Origin of the sequence: Kribbella sp. NPDC051620 (assembly GCF_044453825.1) — a bacterium.
Classification (GTDB): domain Bacteria; phylum Actinomycetota; class Actinomycetes; order Propionibacteriales; family Kribbellaceae; genus Kribbella.
Map to the genome: position 1 here is coordinate 469,581 of NZ_JBITDB010000005.1, position 20,503 is coordinate 490,083.

Below are 20,503 nucleotides of genomic sequence, written 5' to 3' on the forward strand. Positions count from 1 at the left end.
CGCGGCGGGGTGATCTGTTTCAAACGACCAATCAGCGGGGCGGGAACTTCGAGGAGACCCAGTCGCGGACGCCGCCGAGGCCGTCGCCCATGTCGCGGAGCAGCTTGGCCAGCGGGTCCTGGGAGCGGCTGAAGGAGTCGGAGTACGACTTGGCCGCGTTCTTCGCCTCCTGGGTCATCGAGGCGTCGCCGTCCTCCTGCCGCTTCGGGTAGGTACCGGAGACGATCGAGGTGTACTCGCCCTCGTCCACCCAGCGGCGCAGTTCGTGCGCGCGGATGACGGCCAGCGGGTGCGACTGCGCCTCGAGCAGCAGCAGCTTGAGCACGCTGTCGCGCAGGTCGCCGGAGCTCTCGTACTCCGTGCCCTGGGCCAGGAAGGCGGTCGTGTCCAGCTGGTCGAGCTGCCCGCCGCTGGCGAGCTTCATCTGTACCCGCAGCGCGGCCGCCGGGTCCTGTACCGCGAGCAGGCCGGCCCGGTCGCCGGACAGCTCCGCCTTGCGCGACCACTCGTGCAGCGCGGCGATGATCGCCCGCAGGCCGAAGGCGCCGATCGGCATCCAGTTGACGGCGCCGGTGAGGCGCATCAGCCAGAGCAGCAGCGACTGGTACAGGGCGTGCCCGCTCTGCGCGTGGCCGAGCTCGTGGCCGAGGATGAACCGGGTCTCCTCGTCGTCGAGGCCCTGGACCAGCGCGCTGTTGAGCACGATGAACGGCTTGTCCATGCCGATCGTGACCGCGTTCCAGACCGGGCTGTTGGTGACGTACAGCTCGGGCAGTTGACGGACGTCGAGGGTCGTCGCGGCCTCGGTGTAGAGGGTGTGGATCTTGGGGAACTGGCGCTCGTCGACCCGGATCGCCGAGCCGAGGAACTGCAGCCGGAAGGCCCGCTCGTTGATCAGCCCGGACATCTTCCGCAGGATGAAGTCGAAGCCCTTGAGCTGGCGCAGCGCGACCAGGGCGCCGCGGTCGGCGGGGTGTTCCCAGGCCCGCGAGCTGATGTCGGTCAGAGTCACCCGCGGCCGCGTCGGCCGCTCTTCGTTCTCGCTCATCGTTCCCCCACGGGTCGGTCGTGTGCACCCAACCTAGCTCGCGCCGGGGTCCGGTTGCAGAGAGTAGGAATACCTAAACCGTCAGTACTGTCCTAGCCTGACCGCATGAGTAGCAACCGTCCAGTGCCGTCGCGGGAGGTTGATCGGCGCGACGACAAGGCCCGGGCCTGGGTCTCCGAGGCGATCCGGCTCGTCGAGGCCGATGCCAACCGCAGCGCCGACACCCACCTGCACGCGTTCCCGATGCCGGCCTCGGTCGGGGTCGACCTGTATCTCAAGGACGAGTCGGTGCATCCGACCGGCTCGCTCAAGCACCGGCTGGCCCGGTCGCTGTTCCTGTACGCGCTCTGCAACGGCTGGATCGGCGAGGGCACCACGGTGATCGAGGCGTCCAGCGGCTCCACCGCGGTCAGCGAGGCGTACTTCGCCCGGCTGCTCGGGCTGCCGTTCGTCGCGGTCATGCCGGCCTCGACCAGCCCGGAGAAGATCGGGCTGATCGAGTTCTACGGCGGCCGCTGTCACTTCGTCGAGCGCTCCGGGCAGATCTACGGCGAGGCCAAGCGGCTGGCCGAGGAGACCGGCGGGCACTACATGGACCAGTTCACCTACGCCGAGCGGGCGACCGACTGGCGGGGCAACAACAACATCGCCGAGTCGATCTTCAACCAGCTCTCGCTCGAGTTGCATCCGGTTCCGACCTGGATCGTGGTCGGCGCGGGCACCGGCGGCACCTCGGCGACGATCGGCCGGTACGTCCGGTACCAGCGGCACGACACGTCCGTCGCGGTGGTCGATCCGGAGAACTCGGCCTTCTTCCCCGCCTTCGAGTCGCTGGACGGCGACTTCGCGACCGGGCGGCCGTCCCGGATCGAGGGCATCGGGCGGCCGCGGGTGGAGCCGTCGTTCGTGCTCGGCGTGGTCGACCGGATGATCGCGGTGCCGGATGCCGCGTCGATCGCGGCCATGCGGTTCTGCTCGACAGTGACCGGGCGGCTGGTCGGTGGGTCGACCGGTACCAACCTGTGGGGGTCGTTGCGGCTGGCGGCGGAGATGCGGCGTACCGGCGTACAGGGGAGCATCGTGACGCTGCTGTGCGACAGCGGCGACCGGTATGGCGACACGTACTACGACGACGACTGGCTCAAGCGCAGTGGGATCGATCTGGCGCCGTATACCGAGACGCTGGAGGGGTTTGCCGAGACTGGTCGCTGGCGGGAGCCTGTGCGCTAGTTGCCTGCGCTAGTTGCCCAGGAAGAGGCCGACGGTCAGGCCGACGGCGTAGAGGAGCTCGGTGAGGCCGGTGCCTTGGAGCACTGGGATGAGTGCTGGGCCTACTGCGTCGCTCAGGACCGTCTTCACGGCCTTGGCGGCTAGTGGGAGGGCAATCAGCGCTAGGAGCGTCCAGGGGGTCGCCAGGGCTGAGACGGCTGCCAGGATGAAGGCGAGCGCTAGCAGTCCGGCGTACAGGCGTCTTGAGTTGGCGGCGCCTAGTACTACGGCCAGGGTGCGCTTGCCTGTGACTGAGTCGGTGGGGATGTCGCGGAGGTTGTTGGCGACCAGGAGTGCGCAGGCGATGCTGCCGATGGCTACTGCGCCGGCTACTGCGGTCCAGTGCAGCTTTTCGGCTTGGACGTAGGTAGTACCGAGCACTGCGACCAGGCCGAAGAAGAGGAAGACGCTGATCTCGCCTAGGGCGCGGTAGCCGTAGGGCTTTTTGCCGCCTGTGTAGAACCAAGCGCCGAGGATGGAGGCGGCGCCTAGGAGTACTAGCCACCAGGCGGTGGTCACGACCAGTACTAGGCCGAGTGCTGCGCCGATGCCGAAGCAGGTGAATGCCACTGCCTTCACTTGCTGCGGGGTGGCGACCTTGGCGCCTACCAGGCGTAGAGGGCCGACCCGGTTCTCGTCCGTGCCGCGGATGCCGTCGCTGTAGTCGTTCGCGTAGTTGACGCCGATCTGGAGTGCCAGGGCGACGCCTAGCGCGAGCACGGCCTTCCACCAGACGAAGGCGTCGAGGTAGGCGGCTGCGCCCGTGCCGACGAGCACCGGGGCGATCGCGGCGGGCAGGGTGCGAGGGCGAGCGCCTTCGATCCACTGGGCAGGGGTGGCCATGGCAACCGATTCTGTCAGCCGGTCGGTAGGGGCTTGTAGGCGGTACGGGACGCCGGGGCGCGTGGGGCGCGCCGTACGCTCGGAGGGACATGTCTACGTTGCGCCTGGTCCCTGGTACCCCGGATGCCGTGCTGTCGGCACTGACCGCCTTGCTGGACGGTACGGGTACTGCGTTCGCCCCGCTGCCGGGTGATCCAGCCGCTGCCGCACGCGTCCGCCAGGCGGTGGCCCCGGATGCGCCCCTCGAGTCATCCGACGTCGGCGTCGTCCTAGCCACCTCTGGGTCCTCCGGCGAGCCCAAAGGCGTAATGCTCTCCACCGCCGCCCTCATCGCCTCAGCCGTAGCCACCCACAACCGCCTCGGCGGCCCCGGCCAGTGGCTACTCCCCATGCAGCCGTACTTCGTAGGCGGCCTCCAGGTACTCACCCGCTCAGTCCTCGCCGGCTACGCCCCAGTCGTCGCCGGCGACTATCCGACCTTCGCCGCGGGGGTGATGGCGCTGAGCGCTCCCCGGCTCTACACGGCGATGGTCCCGACCCAGCTGGCCCGCTACCTGGAAACCCCCGAAGACCAGGACATGCTCCGCCGCTTCAACGCCATCATCATCGGCGGCGCAGCCATGTCCGCCGACCTGAAGCTGAGGGCCCGCGAGGCTGGTGTGACAGCAATCCCGTCATACGGCATGACAGAAACCGGCAGCGGCTGCGTCTACGCCGGCATACCCCTTGAGGGCACCTTGGTGCGCCTCGCCGAAGAACCGCCCGCCGGACCGCCCTCCGGGCGGTCCGGCGGGCGTAGGTGGGGAGCAGGCGGCGAGCCCGATGACGTGCTGGGCGGGGGACCGGCCGGACGTATCTGGATCAAGGGGCCGACCTTGTTCTCGGGGTATCGGTTGCAGCCGGGGCTGACTGCTGAGGTGCTGCGGGATGGGTGGTTCCGGACGCAGGATCGCGGAGAGATGGTCAATGGGCGGTTGCGGGTGGTGGGGCGGGTTGATGATGTGGTGATTTCTGGTGGGGTGAATGTGACGGTTACTGCCGTGCAGGCTCGGGTGTTGGAGCATCCGGATGTCAAGGATGCTGTTGTGCTTGGGGTTCCCGACAGTGAGTGGGGGGCTCGGGTGGTGGCGTTTGTGGTGGGGGAGGTGGGGCGTGAGGAGCTGCGGGACTTTGTGGGTGAGGTGTTGCCGCGGACTTGGGCTCCTCGGCAGGTGGTGGGGTTGAGCGCGTTGCCGATGCTTGCTTCGGGCAAGGTTGATCGGCAGAAGCTGCTGGACGGTGTGCGGTGATCACCTATGCGATCGGGTTGAAGAACAAGTTCCGCGGGATCACGGTGCGCGAGGGCATGCTGTTCGAAGGGCCGGCAGGGTGGGCCGAGTGGTCGCCGTTCCTGGACTATGACGATGCCACCTGTGTGGCTTGGCTACGGGCGGCGTACGAGGCTGCGTATGACGGGTGGCCTGCGGCGGTGCGTTCCGAAGTACCGGTGAACTGCACTGTGCCGGCGATCGGACCGGAGAAGGCTGCGGCGATCGTGCGCGCGTCCGGCTGCTCGACGGCCAAGGTGAAGGTGGCTGAGCCGGGTCAGACGCTGCAGGACGACCTGGAGCGGATCGAGGCCGTACGGGACGCTATCGGCGACGGCCAGGTCCGCATCGACGCCAACGGTGGCTGGTCTGTCGACGAGGCTCTGCGAGCGCTGAAGGAACTCCGGCGCTTCGACCTGGAGTATGTGGAGCAGCCCTGCGCCTCAGTGGAAGACCTGGCGGCAGTACGACGCCGTACCGACGTACTGGTCGCCGCAGATGAGTCCATCCGTCGGGCCGAGGATCCCCTGCTGGTGAAGAAGCTTGAGGCGGCCGATATCGCAGTACTGAAGGTGCAGCCGATCGGTGGCGTCCGAGCCTGCCTCGACATCGCCGAGCAGATCGGGCTGCCCGTGGTCGTCTCCTCCGCGCTGGAGACCTCCATCGGGATCGCTGCCGGGGTTGCGCTCGCAGCGGCTCTCCCGGAGCTGCCCTACGCCTGCGGCCTCGCCACTGTCTCCATGTTCACGGCAGAGGTCGTCGACGAACCGCTGCTGCCCATCAACGGCTTCCTGCCGGTGAAGCGCCTAGTACCAACGACAGAGTTGCCAACCGCCGACCAAGCGACCACTGCCAAGTGGGAGCAGCGGCTAGCGAGAGTCGAAGCATTGAAGGGGAGTGTGGGATGAACCCGTCCACGGCATTCGCGACTGTGGTGGTCGACGAGCTGATCAGGTCCGGCGTCCGCGAGGCCGTCCTGGCTCCCGGCTCCCGCAGCACCCCACTGGCTCTCGCGCTAGCCGCTGCCGACCGCGACGGGCGCCTCCGCCTCCACGTGCGCATCGATGAACGTACTGCGGGCTTCCTGGCGATCGGCCTGATCCGGGGCACCGGTCTGCCCGTGCCTGTGGTGACCACCTCCGGTACTGCGGTGGCCAACCTCTACCCCGCAGTGCTCGAGGCGTCCCACAGTGGCTTGCCGCTGGTGGTGCTGAGTGCAGACCGCCCGCCGGAGTTGCGGGGGACTGGCGCCAACCAGACGACCGACCAACTCAAGGTGTTCGGCGACGCTGTCCGCCTGTTCCACGAGATCGGTACGCCGAGCAAGCAGGTCGGCCAAGTCGCCTACTGGCGCTCGCAGGTCGCGCGCGCGGTGTCGACGGCTGTCGGCGCCCGCACGGCCGACCCCGGCCCGGTGCAACTCAACTGCCCGCTGGTCGAGCCGCTGGTACCAACCGACGACGGCGACTGGCCGGAGCCACTCGACGGCCGCACCACCGGCCCCTGGACGAGCGTGCACGCCACCGGAGCCCAGCCCTCCGCTGTAGCCCCCGGCCCCAAAACAGTCGTAGTAGCAGGCGACGGCGCCTCCCAGGCGGCGCGCCTCGCGGCCGAAGCCGGCAACTGGCCGCTCTTCGCCGAACCCTCCAGCCGAGCGCGCACCGGCCCAGCCGTCATCTCCACCTACCGATTGTTGCTAGCGGCAACTTCCATCGGTGAGGAGATCGAGCGGGTGATCGTGTTCGGGCATCCGACGCTGTCGCGGCCGATCTCCAAGCTGCTCGCGCGACCGGAGGTCGAGGTGATCGTGGTCGCGCCGACCGGCCTCTGGCCGGACGCCGCCCACCGCGCCGCGTCGGTCGTCACCGGCCTCGAGGTGATCGGCACGGACGGTACCGACTGGCTGGATCGCTGGCAGCACGCCGACCAGATAGCCCGGGCTGCAATGGACAAGGTGCTCACCGGCGGTCTATCCGGACCGCTGGTTGCTGCGGTGCTTGGCGAGGTGGTCGGAGCCGACGGCATGCTCGTCGTGGCCTCCTCCAACGCGGTCCGCGACCTCGATCTGGCTCCGGTCGTGCCGATTCGGACGGTGGCCAATCGTGGGCTGGCGGGGATCGATGGGACGCTCTCCACGGCAGTGGGTGCGGCGCTGGCCAACGCGGGTGCGACGTACGCGCTGGTGGGGGATCTCGCCTTCCTGCATGACTACAACGGTCTGGTGATCGGTCCGGCCGAGCCGCGGCCCGACCTGCGCATCGTGGTGCTCAACGACAACGGCGGTGGGATCTTCGCCACTCTCGAACAGGGTGGTGGCGACCACGCCGACTACTTCGAGCGCGTCTTCGGTACACCCCACAATGTCGACCTCGCAGCACTCTGCGCCGCCACCGGTACGCCACACCAAAAGGTCGAGACAGCAGACCAACTGCGGGAAGTACTAGCCCGCACAGTCGCCGGCATCGACGTCGTAGAGGTGAGGGTCGACCGCTCGGCCCACCGCGCCCTCCACGCCGAACTGCACCAGGCAGTCAGCCAGTTGTAGCGGCGACGGTGGCTGGTGCCGGGCGAGGTGGTTGCAGGGTGCGGAGCCGGCCGAGCAGGCAGCCGACTACGACCAGTACCAGTGCAGTGGTGACGAGGATGGGGATGATTGCGCCGCGCAGCGAGGAGTTGAGCGGTGAGGCGATGGTCAGGACGATGCTGACACCGATCAGAGCGGTGGTGAGCTTGCGGCCGGGACGGGCCACCGCCAGGAACGGCAGGCACCAGATGAAGTACCAGTCGTGCGCCGTCGGCCCCAACTGGACCAGTGCCAGCAAAGCGATCCCCACAGCCCGCGCAGCGTTGTGAATCGACGACCGCAACCCCAGTACTGCGATCAGCCCGATCGCGATCAGCATCGCCAGCAACCGCACGATCTGCAGCGCCTGCTGCGCCGCAGTGTCTTCCCCCAACCACGCCAGTACGCCGGAAGCCCCCAGCGCAACCAGGTTGGAGATAGACAACGGCGACTTGATCAACCCCGGTACGTCAAGCGCACTGAGCCACCCCGACCCCACCCCCGTCAGCTCGCCGATCGTCACCAGCGTCAGTACCGAGATAGCGCCCGCGATAGTCAGGCTGGCCAGCCGTAGCCGAGCCCGCCCGGCCAGTGGACTCATCACCGCGGCAATGGCAACAACCACCAACCTACCGGGCAGCTTCACCGCGGCCGCAGCCCCCGCAAGGACAGCAGCCGTTCCCCAGTGCCCGGTGAGGGCTATTGCGAAGGCAGCGCAGGCCAGTCCCAGCATGAGGATGTCGTTATGCGCAGCGCCCAGGCCATGCGCGATCAGCATCGGGTTGGCGACGACCAGCCAGGTTGCGACGGTCGGGTTGACCCGACAGGCGGTGGCCAAGCGCGGGACGGCCCAGGCGATCAGTACGAAGCCCAGTACTGCGAGCAGGCGGTGAGCCAGCATGAGCACGTACGGGTCCATGGTCAGCCGCGCCACGAGACCGCCGTACGCCAGTGGTATCGGACCGTACGGCGCAGGCGTCTGCATCCACATCGGGTCGACGGCCTCGATCACATGGCCGGACAGCACGCCCGGGCCGACGCTGTACGGGTCGTACCCCTTGGCGACCAGCGCGCCCTGTGCTGCATAACTCCAGACGTCCCGGCTGAACAACGGCGGCCCCAGCAGCAGCGGCACGCTGGTCCCCACGATGAACGGCGTCAACCGGTACCGCGCCCCGGCCAGCACCCGCCGTCCAACCGACAGCCAGGCCCACACCATCAGCCCCAGTCCGGCCACCATGAAGGCCAGTCCGGTCATCCGGCCCGGCAACGTCGACCGGAGTGCACTGGCGATCGGCAGCGACGCGACCCACGAGGACTCCGGTACCACCGACGTCACCAAGGACGAGGCGGCTACGACGCAGGAGCCGGCCACCCCACGAACCAGCGCCGACGGTACTCGCATACCGCCGACGCTAGTTCGCCAAAACGACCCCTCGATGAACATCAGACAAGGGGAAGGAGAGCTGAGAGGGCTAGGCGCTTTCCTTGCGGAACGTGCGGGCGCCGACGGCCAGGCCGACGACGGTGAGGAGCACCACCCAGAAGAGTCCCCACAGCGACGCGCTGCTGGAGATGTCGCCGCGGAAGAGGGCACGGACGCCGTTGACGACGTGCTTGAGTGGGCTGATGTCCGACAGCCGCTGCAACCACGTCGGGCCGATCTGCATCGGTAGGAGGATGCCGGACAGCAGCAGGAGCGGCATGGCGATGCCGTTGAGCAGCGGCGCCAGGGCGTCCTCGCTCTTGGTGATGAGCGCGACGGAATACGAGAGCGAGGCGAAGGTCGCGCCGAGCAGGGCGACGATCACCAGCGACAGCAGTACGCCGCCCCACGGTGCACGCAGTCCCAGTGGCAACGCGGCCAGCAGCAGGAGGATCGACTGCACGACGAGTACCAGGACGTCTCGTAGTACGCGGCCTGCCATCAGTGCGATCCGGGACGCCGGCGTGACCCGGTCGGCCTCGATCACGCCGGCCCGGTACTCCGCGATCAGCCCGAAGCCGACGAACATCGCTCCGAACATGCCGAGCTGGACGATCAGGCCGGGGATGAACACCTGGTAGGCGTTGGTGGTCGCGCCCTGGCTGATCTGCGCGGTGATCGGCTTGAGCAGCGGGCCGAACAGGAACAGGTACATCAGCGGCTGGCTGAGCATCAGGATCGACCACATCGGATTGCGCAACGACAGCCGCATCGCCCGGTTGAACACGATCCAGGTATCGGTCAGGACCTTCATGCGACCGCCTCCTCGTCCTGCGCCACCGGGGCGTCCTCGTCGCGTAGGGAGCGCCCGGTCATCGTCAGGAAGACGTCGTCCAGCGTCGGCCGGTGCACCTCGACGCCGTGCAACTCGATGCCCTGGGCATCGATCGAACGGAGCAGGGACGGAAGTACCGAACCGCCCTTGGGGATCCGGAAGGCGACCACGTCGCCGTCGGTCTCGACTGCGACCGCGCCCGGCAGCTCCGCGACGATCTTGCTCACCGGCGGCGCCTGGGTGGCGTCGGCCAGGCTCAGCCGGATGGCGTCGCCGGAGACCTGCTGCTTGAGCTCGTCGGGCTTGCCGGCCGCGACGATCTTGCCGTGGTCGATCACGAGGATCCGGTCGCAGAGCGCGTCCGCCTCGTCCAGGTAGTGGGTGGTGAGGAAGATCGTCGCGCCACGGTCGCGCAGACCGCGGATGTGCTCCCACAGGTTGGCCCGCGCCTGCGGGTCGAGGCCGGTGGTCGGCTCGTCCAGGAAGATCAGTTTGGGGTCGTGGATCAGCCCCATCACGATGTCGAGCCGGCGCCGCTGGCCGCCCGACAGGGTCTTGCATTGCCTCCGCCACAGGCCGGGCAGGTCGAGTTCGTCGAACAGCGCCTGGCCGTCGGCGGCCGCCTTCTTCTTGCTCACGCCGTACAGCCGGGCGTGGTCGACGACCTCGTCGCCGGCGATCGCCTCGGGCAGTGTCGAGCCGCTCTGCGGGACGTACCCGATCTTGCGGCGGACGCCGACCGGGTCTTTGGCCAGGTCGCAGCCGGCCACGGTCGCGGTCCCGCTGGTCGGCGTGATCAGAGTCGCCAGCATCCGCATCGTGGTGGTCTTGCCGGCCCCGTTCGGGCCGAGGAAGCCGACGATCTCCCCGTCGGCGACATCCAGGTCTACCCCCTGCACGGCCTGCACCGGCCCGCGCTTGGTCTTGAAGGTGCGGACGAGTCCGCGTGCTTCGATCATCATGCGGACCAGTCTCGGCAATCAACATTGAATAGTCAATGTTGATTAAAAACTCATTCAGATTGACCGGTCAGATGGACGGCGGCTCCGGGATGATGCCCCAGTGGGTGGCCATCCCGGGCTGCGGCTGCCAGTCCGGTGGCTCGCCCGCGAACGAGTACTCGCCGTCGGCCACCCGTTGCCGGAACGACCGGGTCCACTCCAGCTCGCCGCCGTAGCGGGCGGTGCTGATCCGGATCATCTCGACCACGTGATTCGGCGTACCGGGGTCTTCGACGATCTGGCGCTCCGCGAACGGGCTCTCCCGCTCGAACTGCTCCAGCTGGATGATCCGCGAGTCCAGCGCGACCAGCACCTCGTCGCGACGCAGCGACCAGAGGAAACTGAGGGCCGCCTGCATCTGGTCCGGCCGGAAGCCGTCAACCTTCCACAAGGCGTTGCGCAGCAGCGTGAAGTACTCCGACTCACCGTCGGTCGTCAGCTTGTACGACGTCCTGCCGGGCTTGTGGCCGGGGCCCTCCTCGAGCTCCAGCAGGTAGCCGTGCTTGGCCAGCGTGCGCAGCCCGGTGTAGATCGAGCCGGGGTTGATGTTCGCCCAGTGCTCCACCTGCCAGGTCATCAACTCGCGGCGCAACTGGTACCCGTAGGCCGGCTGGAAGATCCGAACGACTCCGAGCAGCAGCAATCGCGTGGTGGACATGCCCGCAGTGTAAATTCACCAGCCCGTACCCGGGCGCGACCCGTAGGCTGACTCGCCATGAGCGTGCGGCTGACCACCGACCCGGCGGAGTTCAAGGCAACCACTTTCCCTTTCCTGCGGCGGGATCCGGTCCTCAACTCCTACATCCTCAGCAACACTGAGGACCGGATCAGCGGCATCCTGCACGACCCCGCGCCGCCGGTGTTCTTGTCGATCCACGACGAGACGACGGACGAGGTGCTGGGCGCCGTCTTCTGCACCGCGCTCCGCGGCATCCAGCTCGGCGCGCTATCTGACGCCTTGGTCCCGGCGATCGTCGACGCCTGCGCCGCCCGAGCACCCAATCCCGACGTCATTGCCGGTACTGCGAGCGCCGCCTTGCTGTTGACCGAGCTGCTTGCCGCGCGCAGCGGCAAGACCTTCCGCCAGACGACCGGGATGCGCTTGCACAAACTCGGCACCTTCGTCGAACAGCACGCGAACGGTACTGCCCGTCAGGCGGTCGCGGCGGATGTGGAGGTTGTCGTCCCACTGCTGACCGCGTACGGAATCGAGCTCGGGCACCCCTTGCCACCCGACGAGCAGTACCGCTGGGTCCGTACCAGGATCGAGCGAGGCCGGCTCTGGCTCTGGGAAGACGACGGCCACGTGGTGAGCGTCGTCGGCCACCAGCAAACCCTCTTCAACTCCACCCGCGTAGGACCGGTCTACACCCCGCCCTTCGCCCGAGGCCACGGCTACGCCAGCGCCCTCACCGCCCACGTCACCCGCCTCCTCCAAGCCGCCGGCTCCGAGGTCTGCCTGAACACCGACCTGGCCAACCCCACCTCCAACAAGATCTACGCCGCCATCGGCTACCGCCCCCTCAACGACTTCATCGTCTACGAACTCACCTGATCCCGGGTAGCTGCCGTTGATCTCGGCGAGGTCGCTGCGGTTGGCCGCGCTGCGGCAGCCTGCTGTGGTTGGAGAGTTCCGCGGTGGATGCCGCCCAGGGGTTAACTCCTACCGAGAGGGTTCGCCCGTTGTTAGAGCAGTGGGCGAACCCTCCGGGGGCGGGTCCACTCCTCAACGGGTACCGCTGGCGTGATGCTTGACGCCAGCGGTCCGAGAACCCGCCAGCGGCCGACCCGGCAGCAGTCGCCGGCCCGGCGCCCAACCCCAGAGGACCCGCCGTGCTCGTCCCGGGCAGCAACACGGGTGCGCCTGGCGACGCGATCTGCGGTTGCCTTGCTGGTCGCCACTACTGATTCGGCTGGTTAGATCCAGCCGTGGGTTCGGGCTACCTGGACTGATTCGTAGCGGTTGGTGGTGTTTAGTTTGGTGGCGGCTGAGGAGAGGTAGTTGCGGACTGTGCCGGGGGAGAGGGAGGCGCGGCGGGCTATCTGTTCGATGGGGGCGCCGTCGGCGGCGTAGTCGAGGACTTCGGCTTCGCGTGGGGTGAGGGGGTTGTCGCCGGCGGAGATGGCTTCGGCGGCGAGTTCTGGGTCTACGTAGCGGCCGCCGGTGTGGATGGTGCGGATGACGTCGGCCAGGACCTGGGCTGAGACGGTTTTGGGGAGGAAGCCTCGGACGCCTGCGGTGAGGGATTGTTTGAGGTGGCCTGGGCGGGCGTGGCCGGTGACGATCAGGCAGCTGCAGGTGGGGAGTTCGGTGCGGAGGGCCTGTACTACGCCGATGCCGCCGATTGAGGATGAGCCGGTGACGCCGGGCATCTGGAGGTCCAGTACTGCGACATCGGGGCGGTGGCGGCGGGCCATGGCCAGGGCCTCGTCGGCGGAGGCTGCTTGGGCTACTACCTCCAGGTCGGTCTCCAGAGAGAGGAGGGCGGCCAGGGCGGTACGGATGAGGTGCTCGTCGTCGGCGAGCAGCAGGCGGATCATGAGGTCGCCGGGAGTTGGACGACGAGGATGAAGCGGCCGGGGGTGCTGCCGACGGTCAGAGTCCCGCCGAGGGAGCCGAGCCGCTCGCGCAGCCCGGCGATACCGGTGCCGCCCTCGGAGGTCTTCGGCTGCTCCGAGGTTGCCGAGACGCCGTCGTTCTCCATCCGCAAGAAGACGACGTCACCCATGCTGAGGTCGAGCTCGATCTTGCAGACGGTCGCGTTGCTGTGCTGGATGACGTTCGTGGTGCCTTCCCGGACCACCCAGCCGAGCGCCGTCTGGGTCGCGGGCGGCAGCGTCGCGCCGTCGCCGACGACGCGGCAGTTGACCCCGGCGGACCGGAGTACCGATTGGGCGCCGGCCAGTTCGGTGGCCAGGTCGGCGGCCCGATAGCCGCTGACGACGGCCCTCATCTCGCGGAGCGAGTCATGGGCGATCTGCCGGACGTCGAGCATCTGGCCGGCGGCGGTGGCGTCCCCTCGCGTCGCCAGCGCGGCAGCCAGCTCACTTCGTACCGCCACCAGGGACAGATTGTGGCCGAGCGTGTCGTGCAGATCGCGCGCGAACCGCAGCCGCTCCTCGGCGATCGCCAGCTGAGCGCTGACCGCGCGGGATCGGTCGATCTCCCAGCCCAGCCCGAGGGTCCAGGCCGAGAGGCGGCAGGTGAAGGCGACGAAGGCGACCGTGCTGAGGTAGGCGAACCCCGGCTGCACCCGAACTGCCAACGCTCCGGTCAGAACGCCGCCGGCAAGCACCACCCCGAAGAGGCTCATCCACCGCAGCATCGGCGTCAGTGCGAAGGTCAGGGCGCCGGCCAGCACCAGGATCACGCCGTCCCGGAGGTCCGAGTCGCCGGTCCAAGCGAACCTGGGGAAGGCCCACGCCGCCGCTGGGACACCGGCTACTGCCAAGGCGATCGGACCGATCAGCGCACGGTTGCTGACCTGCTCTCCATGCAGGTACCGCCCGAGACTCCCGCGGAGCAGGTAGATGTTGGCCGCGGTGTGTGCGGCGACGACGAGCAGAAAGACGGCTACGCCCAGGACGCGGTGTTGCCGCTCGCTGAAAACAGCCAGGACGGCGATCGGGATCTCGGCACAGCAAATGCCGTAGAGCGGCCAGCGCAGGGTGATGTCGAAGCGCTCAGCTCTGCTGCGCTCGAGCCACCAGCGCGGGACGGGAACCATGGTGGTCAGCCTGTCACGTCGCTCAACGACGGGGCTCCCAGCGGAACCAGCGGCGGGTCGCCAGCGCACCGACGACCACCCAGGCCAGGAGGACCAGCAGCGGCTGTACTGCGGGTGCGAACGACCCCGCGAAGCTGACTGTGTCCCCGCCTGGCGTGGTGCCCGACAGGCCGAGTCGCAGCAACTCGACTACCGGCGTGAGTGGCAGTAGCCGCGACAAGCGTTCCAGCCACTCCGGTAGCTCGGAGAGCGGGAAGTAGAGGCCACTGAAGTTCAGCGGAACGATCAGAAAGGGCAGCGTCGTCAACTGAGCCATCTCCACGCTGCGGGTCAGCGCGGTGGTAGCAGCCGCAAGCAAGGCGAACACAGCCGCGCCGAGCAACAGTGCGAGCACCACCAGCAGGAAGTTCACCGGTAGGGGCAGCCCGACCACTAGCGCGCTGGCCATGGCGGCGAGCACCGCCTGACCCCAGGCGATGACCACTGCGGGGATCGCGGCACCAGCCAGGATCTGCAGGTCGGTGGCCTCGCCGGTACGAAGCCGTTTGAGGACGAGTTCCTCGCGGCGGGCGACCAGCGAGCTGACGAGGTTGTAGTAGACGAAGAGGTTCAGCGACACGGCCGCGATCATGGTGAGGATCGCCGTGCCGGGGTCCGGGCCGACGACGGCCATCAGTTCTGCCGACGACTGCAGTCCGAGCACGACGAAGATCGGCAGACCGATGGCGACCAGCACAGCCACCGGGTTGCGGCGGAGCAGCAGAGCTTCCGACCAGGCCAGTGAGGTCATGCGACTGCTCCTTCGGTCGAGTCGGCGATCGGGTCCGACTCGGCGATCGCGAGGAAGGCCTCCTCCAGCGAGGCCGGGCGGGCGGTGAGTTCGGTCAGCTGGATACGGGCCGCTGCTGCCCAGGCCAGCAACGTGGTGAGGGTGAGCTGAAGGTCCTCGGTGTCGAGGAAGACCTTGCCGCTGCCGTTGAGGGTGGCAACAGCTCGGGGAAGATCCGGCAGGGTTGCATCGACCGGCAGGTGGAAGGAGATGCGGGCCGGACTGATGCCGGCGATCTCGGCCGGGGTGCCGAGGGCGACGATCCGGCCACGGTGCAGGATCGCGAGCCGGTCGGCCAGCTCGGCGGCTTCGGCGAGATAGTGCGTGGTCAGCAGGACGGTGGTACCCGACGACAGCAGCGCGGAGATCAGTTGCCAGGTGCGCTGCCGGTTCTCCGGATCCAGACCGGCGGTCGGTTCGTCGAGGAACAACAGGTCCGGTTGCCCGGCGATCGCGAGGCCGAGGCTCAGCCGTTGCCGCTCGCCTCCGGACAACTGGCGGACGCGGACGCCGGCTCGCGAGGTCAGCTCGACGAGTTCGAGGATCTCGCCGACCGGGCGCGGGGTGCTGAGCGTTCCGGTCCACATCCTGGTGGTCTCGGCGACGGTCAGATCGGCCGCGAAACCCCTGTCCTGCAACATGATTCCGATCCGCGGCCGAACCGCTCGCCGATCCCGGTACGGATCGTGGCCGAGCACCCGGACCGTACCGGACGTCGGCTGCGCGAGCCCTTCGAGCACCTCCAGCGTGGAGGTCTTGCCGGCGCCGTTGGTGCCGAGCAACGCGAAGAGCTCACCCCGGCGGACGGAGAAGTCGACGCCGCGAACGGCCTCGTACCCGGGCCTGCCGGCGTACCGGCGGGTGAGCCGCTCGACCTGGATGACCGCTGATTCGTCCATACGGATCAGCTTGGCGGCCGAGCGGCCCCGTACCGCGTGAAGCTGTCACCGGTACTGGTGACAAATGTCAGTTGACCTCGACCGTGGTGCCCGGGTTCAGCTGCTGGTACGGCCGGTCCTCGGCGTTGATGAAGCGCTGCATCATGCCCTGGCCGATCGGGCTGAGCAGGGCGTCGTGGATGCCGATCGTCTGGACCGCGTCGACGGCGCGGGCGTACTCGACGGCCGGCGGCAGCGCGAACCACGGACCCGAGATCGGCACCAGGTTCGTGTGCACCTTGCGGTCAGGACGCGTGAACGAATCGCCCGGGTGGTAGACCGCGTCCTCGATCAGATAGCCGACGTTCTCGCACGGAACACCCAACTCAGGAAGGATGATCGCGTGATCCTTGCCGTAGGCACGGACCGCGAAACCGGCCGCCTCGAAGACGGAGCCATCGGCAACGACATGGACCCGCTCACCCAGCTCGCCGAGCTGCGAGGCGACGCCGGCGTTGGTCCAGATCGGGGCATCCAGTGCCTTCACGCGATCGACGTCGAGGTGGTCCTGGTGCTCGTGCGTGACCAGGATCGCGTCCACGCTTTCAAAGGCCGCGTCCTCGGTGAAGCTGCCCGGATCGACCAGCAGCACCTTCCCGTCCTTCTCCAACCGGACACAAGCATGCGTGTACTTCGTGAGCTTCATCAATCTCCCAGAGCGTCTCGCATCGGAACCAATTTCGCGTTCGTCTCGGCCAGCTCGGCCTCTGGGTCGGAGCCGGCGACGATGCCGGCGCCGGCGAACAGGCGCATCCTGGTCGGGTCATCGGGGTCGGCCTGGCCGCAGCGCAGGGCGATGCACCACTCGCCGTCGCCGGCCGCGTCCATCCAGCCGACCGGGCCGCTGAACCGCCCGCGGGGCATGCCCTCGATCTCGCCGATCACGTCCCGCGCGACATCGGTCGGCGTACCGCAGATCGCCGCGGACGGGTGCAGCGCGGCGGCGAGGCCGAGTGCGGAGGCACCGTTGGCGGCGACGCCGGCCACGTCGGAGGCGAGATGCATCACGTTCGGCAGGTGCAGCACGAACGGCGTCTCGGGCACGTTCATCGACTTGCAGTGCGGCTTGAGCGCGTCGGCCACCGAGCGGACGGCGTACTCGTGCTCCTCGAGGTCCTTGCTCGATCGCGCCAGTGAGGCGGCCAGCGCGAGGTCGTGCGCGTCGTCACCGGTACGCCGGATGGTGCCGGCCAGCACCCGGGAGGTGATCAGGCCCTTCTCGCGCCGGACCAGCAGCTCCGGGGTGGCGCCGATCAGCCCGTCGACGGAGAACGTCCAGCAGTTCGGGTATGCCGCGGCGAGCCGGCGCAACGGCCAGCGCAGGTCGATCGGGTTGGGCGAGATCGCGATCAGGTCGCGGGCGAGCACCACCTTGTCGAGCTCGCCGTTGGTGATCCGCTTCACCGCGTCGGCGACGAGGCCGGACCACGCGGTACCGGACCGGGCGCCATCGGCGAAGGCGACCGCACCGACCGGCTCCGGCTCGTACGTCGTCAGCTCGGGCGGCGCCGCCAGCGAGCTGGCGCCGGAGATCGTCGTCACCCAGGTGATCCCGCCACGACGGCCGACGATCACCGCGGGCACCACCAGCTCACTGGCGTCGGTGTCGGTGAAACCGAACGAACCGAAGCAGACCAGTCCCGATCCTGGTACGCCGATCTCGTCGCGCACCACGGCGTTGGCGGTGAGCTCCTTCCACCAGGCCTGGGCCTCGGCGAACCGGTTGCTGCCGGCAACGTCCAGCCGGGCGGCGACGCCCCAGCCGACATGCCCGTCGCCACGGCGCACCCAGGCCAACCCGCCGGTCTCCGGCAGGTGGTCCATCAGCGCGGCGGCCACACCCTCGACGCGCTGGCTGCGAACCACCAGCTGCGGAGCCGGCACCGCGCCGCCGGATTGGAGCGGGTCAGACAAGCTCACAGCAACACTCCTCGCTCGCTTCCCGGCCCCGGGTCACGATGGCCGGCCGGCTCAATGGAGATTCGCTCACGAGATGCAAGCGTAGGCCGCCCCTGTAACCGGCGAATTTCGGTGCCCGTCGCAGCCGTGATGAACTAGACAGGTGACCAGGGCGGATCTCACCAAACAACCCGAAGCAGTGGCCGCGATGTTCGACAACGTGGCCGAGGGCTACGACCGGACCAACGCGGTCTTCACGATGGGGCTGGAGAAGGCCTACTGGCGGCCGCGGACGCTGGCCGAGATCGCGCCGCGGAAGGGAATGAAGATCCTCGACCTGGCCGCCGGGACCGGCGCGTCGAGCGTGAAGCTGCGCGAGGCCGGCGCCGAGGTGGTGTCGTGCGACTTCTCGGTCGGCATGCTCCGGGTCGGCAAGCGCCGCTACCCCGAGCTGGACCTGATCGCCGGTGACGCGCTGCGGCTGCCGTTCGCCGACGAGACCTTCGACGTGGTGACCATCTCCTGGGCGCTGCGGAACGTGCACGACGTCACAGTCGCGCTCGCCGAGATGCTCAGGGTGACCAAGCCCGGCGGCCGACTCGTGGTGCTGGAGAACTCACATCCGACCTGGACGCCGTTCCGGGTCGCCTACCTGGAGTACATGATGCGTGCCGTCCCCGTAGTCGCGAAGGCGGTCTCCACGAACCCCGACGCCTACGTCTACCTGGCCGAATCGGTCCGTGCCTGGCCCGCCCAGGCTCCCCTGGCCGACACGATCGCCGCCGCCGGCTGGACCCACGTCCAATGGCGCAACCTCACAGGTGGTCTGGTCGCGATTCACCGAGCCGTGAAGCCGGTCTAATTACGCAACGAAAAGGGCGCATAAATCGGTTGCTGGCAAGGGGTTCCGGGCCGGTTTCGTGTCCAAGTCAGGCAGTCCTAGACTGTCGGATGACCAGGCCTCGTGAATCCCTTCACGAGTGACACAGCCCTCCACCAGGCCGGGATGAGATGAGCCAGAGCGTGCCTAGCAGGCAGCAGGCCGAGACCGCTGATGTGATCGTCGTCGGCGCCGGGCCCGCAGGCTCGGCAGCCGCGTACCATCTGGCCAACGCCGGCCTCGACGTGCTGCTGCTCGAGAAGACCGCGTTCCCGCGCGAGAAGGTGTGTGGCGACGGCCTCACCCCGCGGGGGACCAAGCAGCTGATCAACATGGGCATCGACATCTCGCCCGAGGCCGGCTGGATCAAGAACTACGGTCTGCGGATCCGCGGCGCCGGGCACGAGCTGCAGCTCGACTGGCCCGACCTGGCCAGCCACCCGAACTACGGGCTGACCCGCAACCGGATGGACTTCGACGACATGCTGGCCCGCCAGGCCGTCAAGGCCGGCGCCCAGCTGCGCGAGCGGACCAACGTGACCGCGCCGATCCTGGACGACAAGGGCTTCATCGTCGGCGTCACCGCCAAGCCGGTCGACGACAACGGCCGGCGGGCCGGCGAGGACCTCGAGTTCCGCGCCCCGCTGGTGATGGCCGCCGACGGCAACTCGTCGCGGCTGAGCGTCTCGATGGGGCTGCACAAGCGCGACGACCGGCCGATGGGCGTCGCCGTCCGGACGTACTTCACCAGCCCGCGGCACGACGACGACTACCTCGAGTCCTGGCTGGAGCTGTGGACCGACGACCCGAAGAACCCGGGTCAGCGCAGCCTGCTGCCGGGGTACGGCTGGATCTTCGGGATGGGCGACGGCACCGTCAACGTCGGCCTCGGCATCCTGAACACCTCCGACGCCTTCGGCAAGGTCGACTACGCGGACCTGCTCAAGCAGTGGCTGAAGAACACGCCGGACGAGTGGCAGTTCCGCGACGAGTTCCAGACCATCCCGATCCGCGGGGCGGCGCTGCCGATGGGCTTCAACCGGCAGCCGCACTACACCCGCGGCCTGATGCTGCTCGGCGACGCGGGCGGGATGGTGAACCCGTTCAACGGTGAGGGCATCCCGTACGCGATGGAGTCCGGCGCGTTCGCGGCCGAGGTCGCCGCGCAGGCTCTGCGCCGGCAACCCAACCAGCGCGAGCGGGCGCTCTCGGCGTACCCGAAGGCGCTGAAGCAGGAGTACGGCGGCTACTACACGCTCGGCCGGGTGTTCGTGAAGCTGATCGGAAACCCGGAGGTGATGCGGCTGTGCACCAAGTACGGTCTGCCGCGCACCACCTTGATGAAGTTCACCCTGAAACTGCTCGCCAACCTCACCGACCCGCGCGACGGCGACGTGATGGACAAGATCATCAACGGTCTCACCAAGGTCGCTCCCGCCGCCTGATCGGTGGGGCGGGTGATCTGAGACACAGCAGTACTGGTAACACAGTGCTGCACCGCAAGAGGCAGTAACAGCACGACGAACACGACCGACCCACGCAGTACCGGACGCAAGTAAGGAGGGAGCAGCGCCAAGATGCACCCTTACGTACCGATCCTCATCCTCGGTGTGCTCGCGACGATCTTCGTGGCGGGCACCTTGGTGACCAGCGCGCTGGTCGGCCCGAAGCGCTACAACCGGGCCAAGCTCGACTCGTACGAGTGCGGCATCGAGCCGACGCCGCAGCCGGTCGGTGGTGGGCGTTTCCCGGTGAAGTACTACATCACCGCGATGCTCTTCATCGTGTTCGACATCGAGATCATCTTCCTCTACCCCTGGGCCGTCGCCTTCGACCAGATGGCGCTGTTCGGGTTGGTCGAGATGGTCATCTTCATCGTTACCGTCTTCGTCGCGTACGCCTACGTGTGGCGCCGCGGCGGACTGGAGTGGGACTGA

At 68.2% G+C, this 20,503-nt stretch carries 20 protein-coding genes; 8 read left to right on the forward strand and 12 right to left on the reverse strand.

Features of this window, described 5'->3' with window-relative positions:
• Window positions 1-31: 31 nt before the first annotated feature.
• A complete protein-coding gene (locus ACIA12_RS26800; protein ID WP_396369829.1) occupies window positions 32-1,048 on the reverse strand; it encodes a M48 family metallopeptidase in 1,017 nt (338 codons plus the stop codon).
• Between the two features lie 105 nt (window positions 1,049-1,153).
• On the opposite strand from ACIA12_RS26800, the gene ACIA12_RS26805 reads away from it, so the two are divergent.
• Window positions 1,154-2,278: a PLP-dependent cysteine synthase family protein gene (locus tag ACIA12_RS26805; RefSeq protein WP_396369830.1), complete on the forward strand. Its 1,125-nt coding sequence runs from the start codon at window positions 1,154-1,156 to the stop codon at window positions 2,276-2,278.
• Window positions 2,279-2,287: 9 nt separating this feature from the next.
• On the opposite strand, the gene ACIA12_RS26810 is transcribed toward ACIA12_RS26805, so the two are convergent.
• Window positions 2,288-3,160 (reverse strand): 1,4-dihydroxy-2-naphthoate polyprenyltransferase, encoded by an 873-nt coding sequence (locus tag ACIA12_RS26810; RefSeq protein ID WP_396369831.1) that lies wholly within the window; start codon window positions 3,158-3,160, stop codon window positions 2,288-2,290.
• Window positions 3,161-3,249: 89 nt separating this feature from the next.
• Between ACIA12_RS26810 and ACIA12_RS26815 the strand changes: the two genes are divergently transcribed.
• The 3 genes from ACIA12_RS26815 to menD are packed head-to-tail and all read left to right on the forward strand — an operon-like array spanning window position 3,250 to window position 7,012.
• Window positions 3,250-4,449 carry an AMP-binding protein gene (locus ACIA12_RS26815; RefSeq protein ID WP_396369832.1) on the forward strand — a complete coding sequence of 400 codons (1,200 nt, stop codon included), beginning with the start codon at window positions 3,250-3,252 and terminating at the stop codon, window positions 4,447-4,449.
• A complete protein-coding gene (locus ACIA12_RS26820; RefSeq protein WP_396369833.1) occupies window positions 4,446-5,375 on the forward strand; it encodes an o-succinylbenzoate synthase in 930 nt (309 codons plus the stop codon). The genes ACIA12_RS26815 and ACIA12_RS26820 overlap by 4 nt, the downstream gene beginning before the upstream one ends.
• Window positions 5,372-7,012: a 2-succinyl-5-enolpyruvyl-6-hydroxy-3-cyclohexene-1-carboxylic-acid synthase gene (menD, locus tag ACIA12_RS26825; RefSeq protein WP_396369834.1), complete on the forward strand. Its 1,641-nt coding sequence runs from the start codon at window positions 5,372-5,374 to the stop codon at window positions 7,010-7,012. The genes ACIA12_RS26820 and menD overlap by 4 nt, the downstream gene beginning before the upstream one ends.
• Here the strand turns inward: menD and mptB are convergent.
• From mptB to ACIA12_RS26845, 4 genes are all read right to left on the reverse strand, one after another.
• A complete protein-coding gene (gene mptB, locus ACIA12_RS26830) occupies window positions 6,999-8,435 on the reverse strand; it encodes a polyprenol phosphomannose-dependent alpha 1,6 mannosyltransferase MptB (protein ID WP_396369835.1) in 1,437 nt (478 codons plus the stop codon). The two genes, menD and mptB, sit on opposite strands and share 14 nt — an antisense overlap.
• Before the next feature lie 70 nt (window positions 8,436-8,505).
• A complete protein-coding gene (locus ACIA12_RS26835) occupies window positions 8,506-9,270 on the reverse strand; it encodes an ABC transporter permease (RefSeq protein ID WP_396369836.1) in 765 nt (254 codons plus the stop codon).
• The gene (locus ACIA12_RS26840) at window positions 9,267-10,253 is read right to left on the reverse strand and encodes an ATP-binding cassette domain-containing protein (protein ID WP_396369837.1); all 987 of its coding nucleotides are present in this window, start codon (window positions 10,251-10,253) and stop codon (window positions 9,267-9,269) included. Before ACIA12_RS26840 ends, ACIA12_RS26835 begins: the two co-directional genes overlap by 4 nt.
• A gap of 67 nt (window positions 10,254-10,320) precedes the next feature.
• Window positions 10,321-10,950 (reverse strand): PadR family transcriptional regulator, encoded by a 630-nt coding sequence (locus ACIA12_RS26845; RefSeq protein ID WP_396369838.1) that lies wholly within the window; start codon window positions 10,948-10,950, stop codon window positions 10,321-10,323.
• 57 nt (window positions 10,951-11,007) lie between these two features.
• On the opposite strand from ACIA12_RS26845, the gene ACIA12_RS26850 reads away from it, so the two are divergent.
• Window positions 11,008-11,847: a GNAT family N-acetyltransferase gene (locus ACIA12_RS26850; RefSeq protein ID WP_396369839.1), complete on the forward strand. Its 840-nt coding sequence runs from the start codon at window positions 11,008-11,010 to the stop codon at window positions 11,845-11,847.
• A gap of 362 nt (window positions 11,848-12,209) precedes the next feature.
• Here the strand turns inward: ACIA12_RS26850 and ACIA12_RS26855 are convergent, their stop codons facing one another.
• The 6 genes from ACIA12_RS26855 to ACIA12_RS26880 form a co-directional block, all read right to left on the reverse strand.
• Complete coding sequence (locus ACIA12_RS26855; protein ID WP_396369840.1) at window positions 12,210-12,833, reverse strand: response regulator; 624 nt, start codon at window positions 12,831-12,833, stop codon at window positions 12,210-12,212.
• Window positions 12,830-14,020 carry a sensor histidine kinase gene (locus ACIA12_RS26860; protein WP_396369841.1) on the reverse strand — a complete coding sequence of 397 codons (1,191 nt, stop codon included), beginning with the start codon at window positions 14,018-14,020 and terminating at the stop codon, window positions 12,830-12,832. Before ACIA12_RS26860 ends, ACIA12_RS26855 begins: the two co-directional genes overlap by 4 nt.
• A gap of 22 nt (window positions 14,021-14,042) precedes the next feature.
• Window positions 14,043-14,810, reverse strand: coding sequence for an ABC transporter permease (locus tag ACIA12_RS26865; protein WP_396369842.1), 768 nt, complete (start codon window positions 14,808-14,810; stop codon window positions 14,043-14,045).
• Window positions 14,807-15,748 (reverse strand): ABC transporter ATP-binding protein, encoded by a 942-nt coding sequence (locus tag ACIA12_RS26870; protein WP_396369843.1) that lies wholly within the window; start codon window positions 15,746-15,748, stop codon window positions 14,807-14,809. The genes ACIA12_RS26865 and ACIA12_RS26870 overlap by 4 nt, the downstream gene beginning before the upstream one ends.
• Before the next feature lie 67 nt (window positions 15,749-15,815).
• A complete protein-coding gene (locus ACIA12_RS26875) occupies window positions 15,816-16,433 on the reverse strand; it encodes an MBL fold metallo-hydrolase (protein ID WP_396369844.1) in 618 nt (205 codons plus the stop codon).
• Complete coding sequence (locus ACIA12_RS26880) at window positions 16,433-17,707, reverse strand: isochorismate synthase MenF (RefSeq protein WP_396369845.1); 1,275 nt, start codon at window positions 17,705-17,707, stop codon at window positions 16,433-16,435. The genes ACIA12_RS26875 and ACIA12_RS26880 overlap by 1 nt, the downstream gene beginning before the upstream one ends.
• A gap of 142 nt (window positions 17,708-17,849) precedes the next feature.
• Between ACIA12_RS26880 and ACIA12_RS26885 the strand changes: the two genes are divergently transcribed.
• The 3 genes from ACIA12_RS26885 to ACIA12_RS26895 all read left to right on the forward strand — a co-directional run bounded on the left by ACIA12_RS26885 (window position 17,850) and on the right by ACIA12_RS26895 (window position 20,503).
• Complete coding sequence (locus ACIA12_RS26885) at window positions 17,850-18,548, forward strand: demethylmenaquinone methyltransferase (RefSeq protein ID WP_396369846.1); 699 nt, start codon at window positions 17,850-17,852, stop codon at window positions 18,546-18,548.
• A gap of 149 nt (window positions 18,549-18,697) precedes the next feature.
• Window positions 18,698-20,011: a geranylgeranyl reductase family protein gene (locus ACIA12_RS26890; protein WP_396369847.1), complete on the forward strand. Its 1,314-nt coding sequence runs from the start codon at window positions 18,698-18,700 to the stop codon at window positions 20,009-20,011.
• A gap of 132 nt (window positions 20,012-20,143) precedes the next feature.
• On the forward strand, window positions 20,144-20,503 hold the full coding sequence (locus ACIA12_RS26895) for an NADH-quinone oxidoreductase subunit A (protein WP_164601696.1): 360 nt from the start codon (window positions 20,144-20,146) through the stop codon (window positions 20,501-20,503).

Coding starts and splice junctions, on each gene's coding strand:
- ACIA12_RS26840 (WP_396369837.1), bottom strand. CDS start 10,253: ATGATGATCGAAGCACGCGGACTCGTCCGCACCTTCAAGACCAAGCGC.
- ACIA12_RS26860 (WP_396369841.1), bottom strand. CDS start 14,020: ATGGTTCCCGTCCCGCGCTGGTGGCTCGAGCGCAGCAGAGCTGAGCGC.
- ACIA12_RS26855 (WP_396369840.1), bottom strand. CDS start 12,833: ATGATCCGCCTGCTGCTCGCCGACGACGAGCACCTCATCCGTACCGCC.
- ACIA12_RS26870 (WP_396369843.1), bottom strand. CDS start 15,748: ATGGACGAATCAGCGGTCATCCAGGTCGAGCGGCTCACCCGCCGGTAC.
- ACIA12_RS26845 (WP_396369838.1), bottom strand. CDS start 10,950: ATGTCCACCACGCGATTGCTGCTGCTCGGAGTCGTTCGGATCTTCCAG.
- ACIA12_RS26875 (WP_396369844.1), bottom strand. CDS start 16,433: ATGAAGCTCACGAAGTACACGCATGCTTGTGTCCGGTTGGAGAAGGAC.
- mptB (WP_396369835.1), bottom strand. CDS start 8,435: ATGCGAGTACCGTCGGCGCTGGTTCGTGGGGTGGCCGGCTCCTGCGTC.
- ACIA12_RS26850 (WP_396369839.1), top strand. CDS start 11,008: ATGAGCGTGCGGCTGACCACCGACCCGGCGGAGTTCAAGGCAACCACT.
- menD (WP_396369834.1), top strand. CDS start 5,372: ATGAACCCGTCCACGGCATTCGCGACTGTGGTGGTCGACGAGCTGATC.
- ACIA12_RS26890 (WP_396369847.1), top strand. CDS start 18,698: ATGAGCCAGAGCGTGCCTAGCAGGCAGCAGGCCGAGACCGCTGATGTG.
- ACIA12_RS26835 (WP_396369836.1), bottom strand. CDS start 9,270: ATGAAGGTCCTGACCGATACCTGGATCGTGTTCAACCGGGCGATGCGG.
- ACIA12_RS26895 (WP_164601696.1), top strand. CDS start 20,144: ATGCACCCTTACGTACCGATCCTCATCCTCGGTGTGCTCGCGACGATC.
- ACIA12_RS26810 (WP_396369831.1), bottom strand. CDS start 3,160: ATGGCCACCCCTGCCCAGTGGATCGAAGGCGCTCGCCCTCGCACCCTG.
- ACIA12_RS26805 (WP_396369830.1), top strand. CDS start 1,154: ATGAGTAGCAACCGTCCAGTGCCGTCGCGGGAGGTTGATCGGCGCGAC.
- ACIA12_RS26815 (WP_396369832.1), top strand. CDS start 3,250: ATGTCTACGTTGCGCCTGGTCCCTGGTACCCCGGATGCCGTGCTGTCG.
- ACIA12_RS26800 (WP_396369829.1), bottom strand. CDS start 1,048: ATGAGCGAGAACGAAGAGCGGCCGACGCGGCCGCGGGTGACTCTGACC.
- ACIA12_RS26865 (WP_396369842.1), bottom strand. CDS start 14,810: ATGACCTCACTGGCCTGGTCGGAAGCTCTGCTGCTCCGCCGCAACCCG.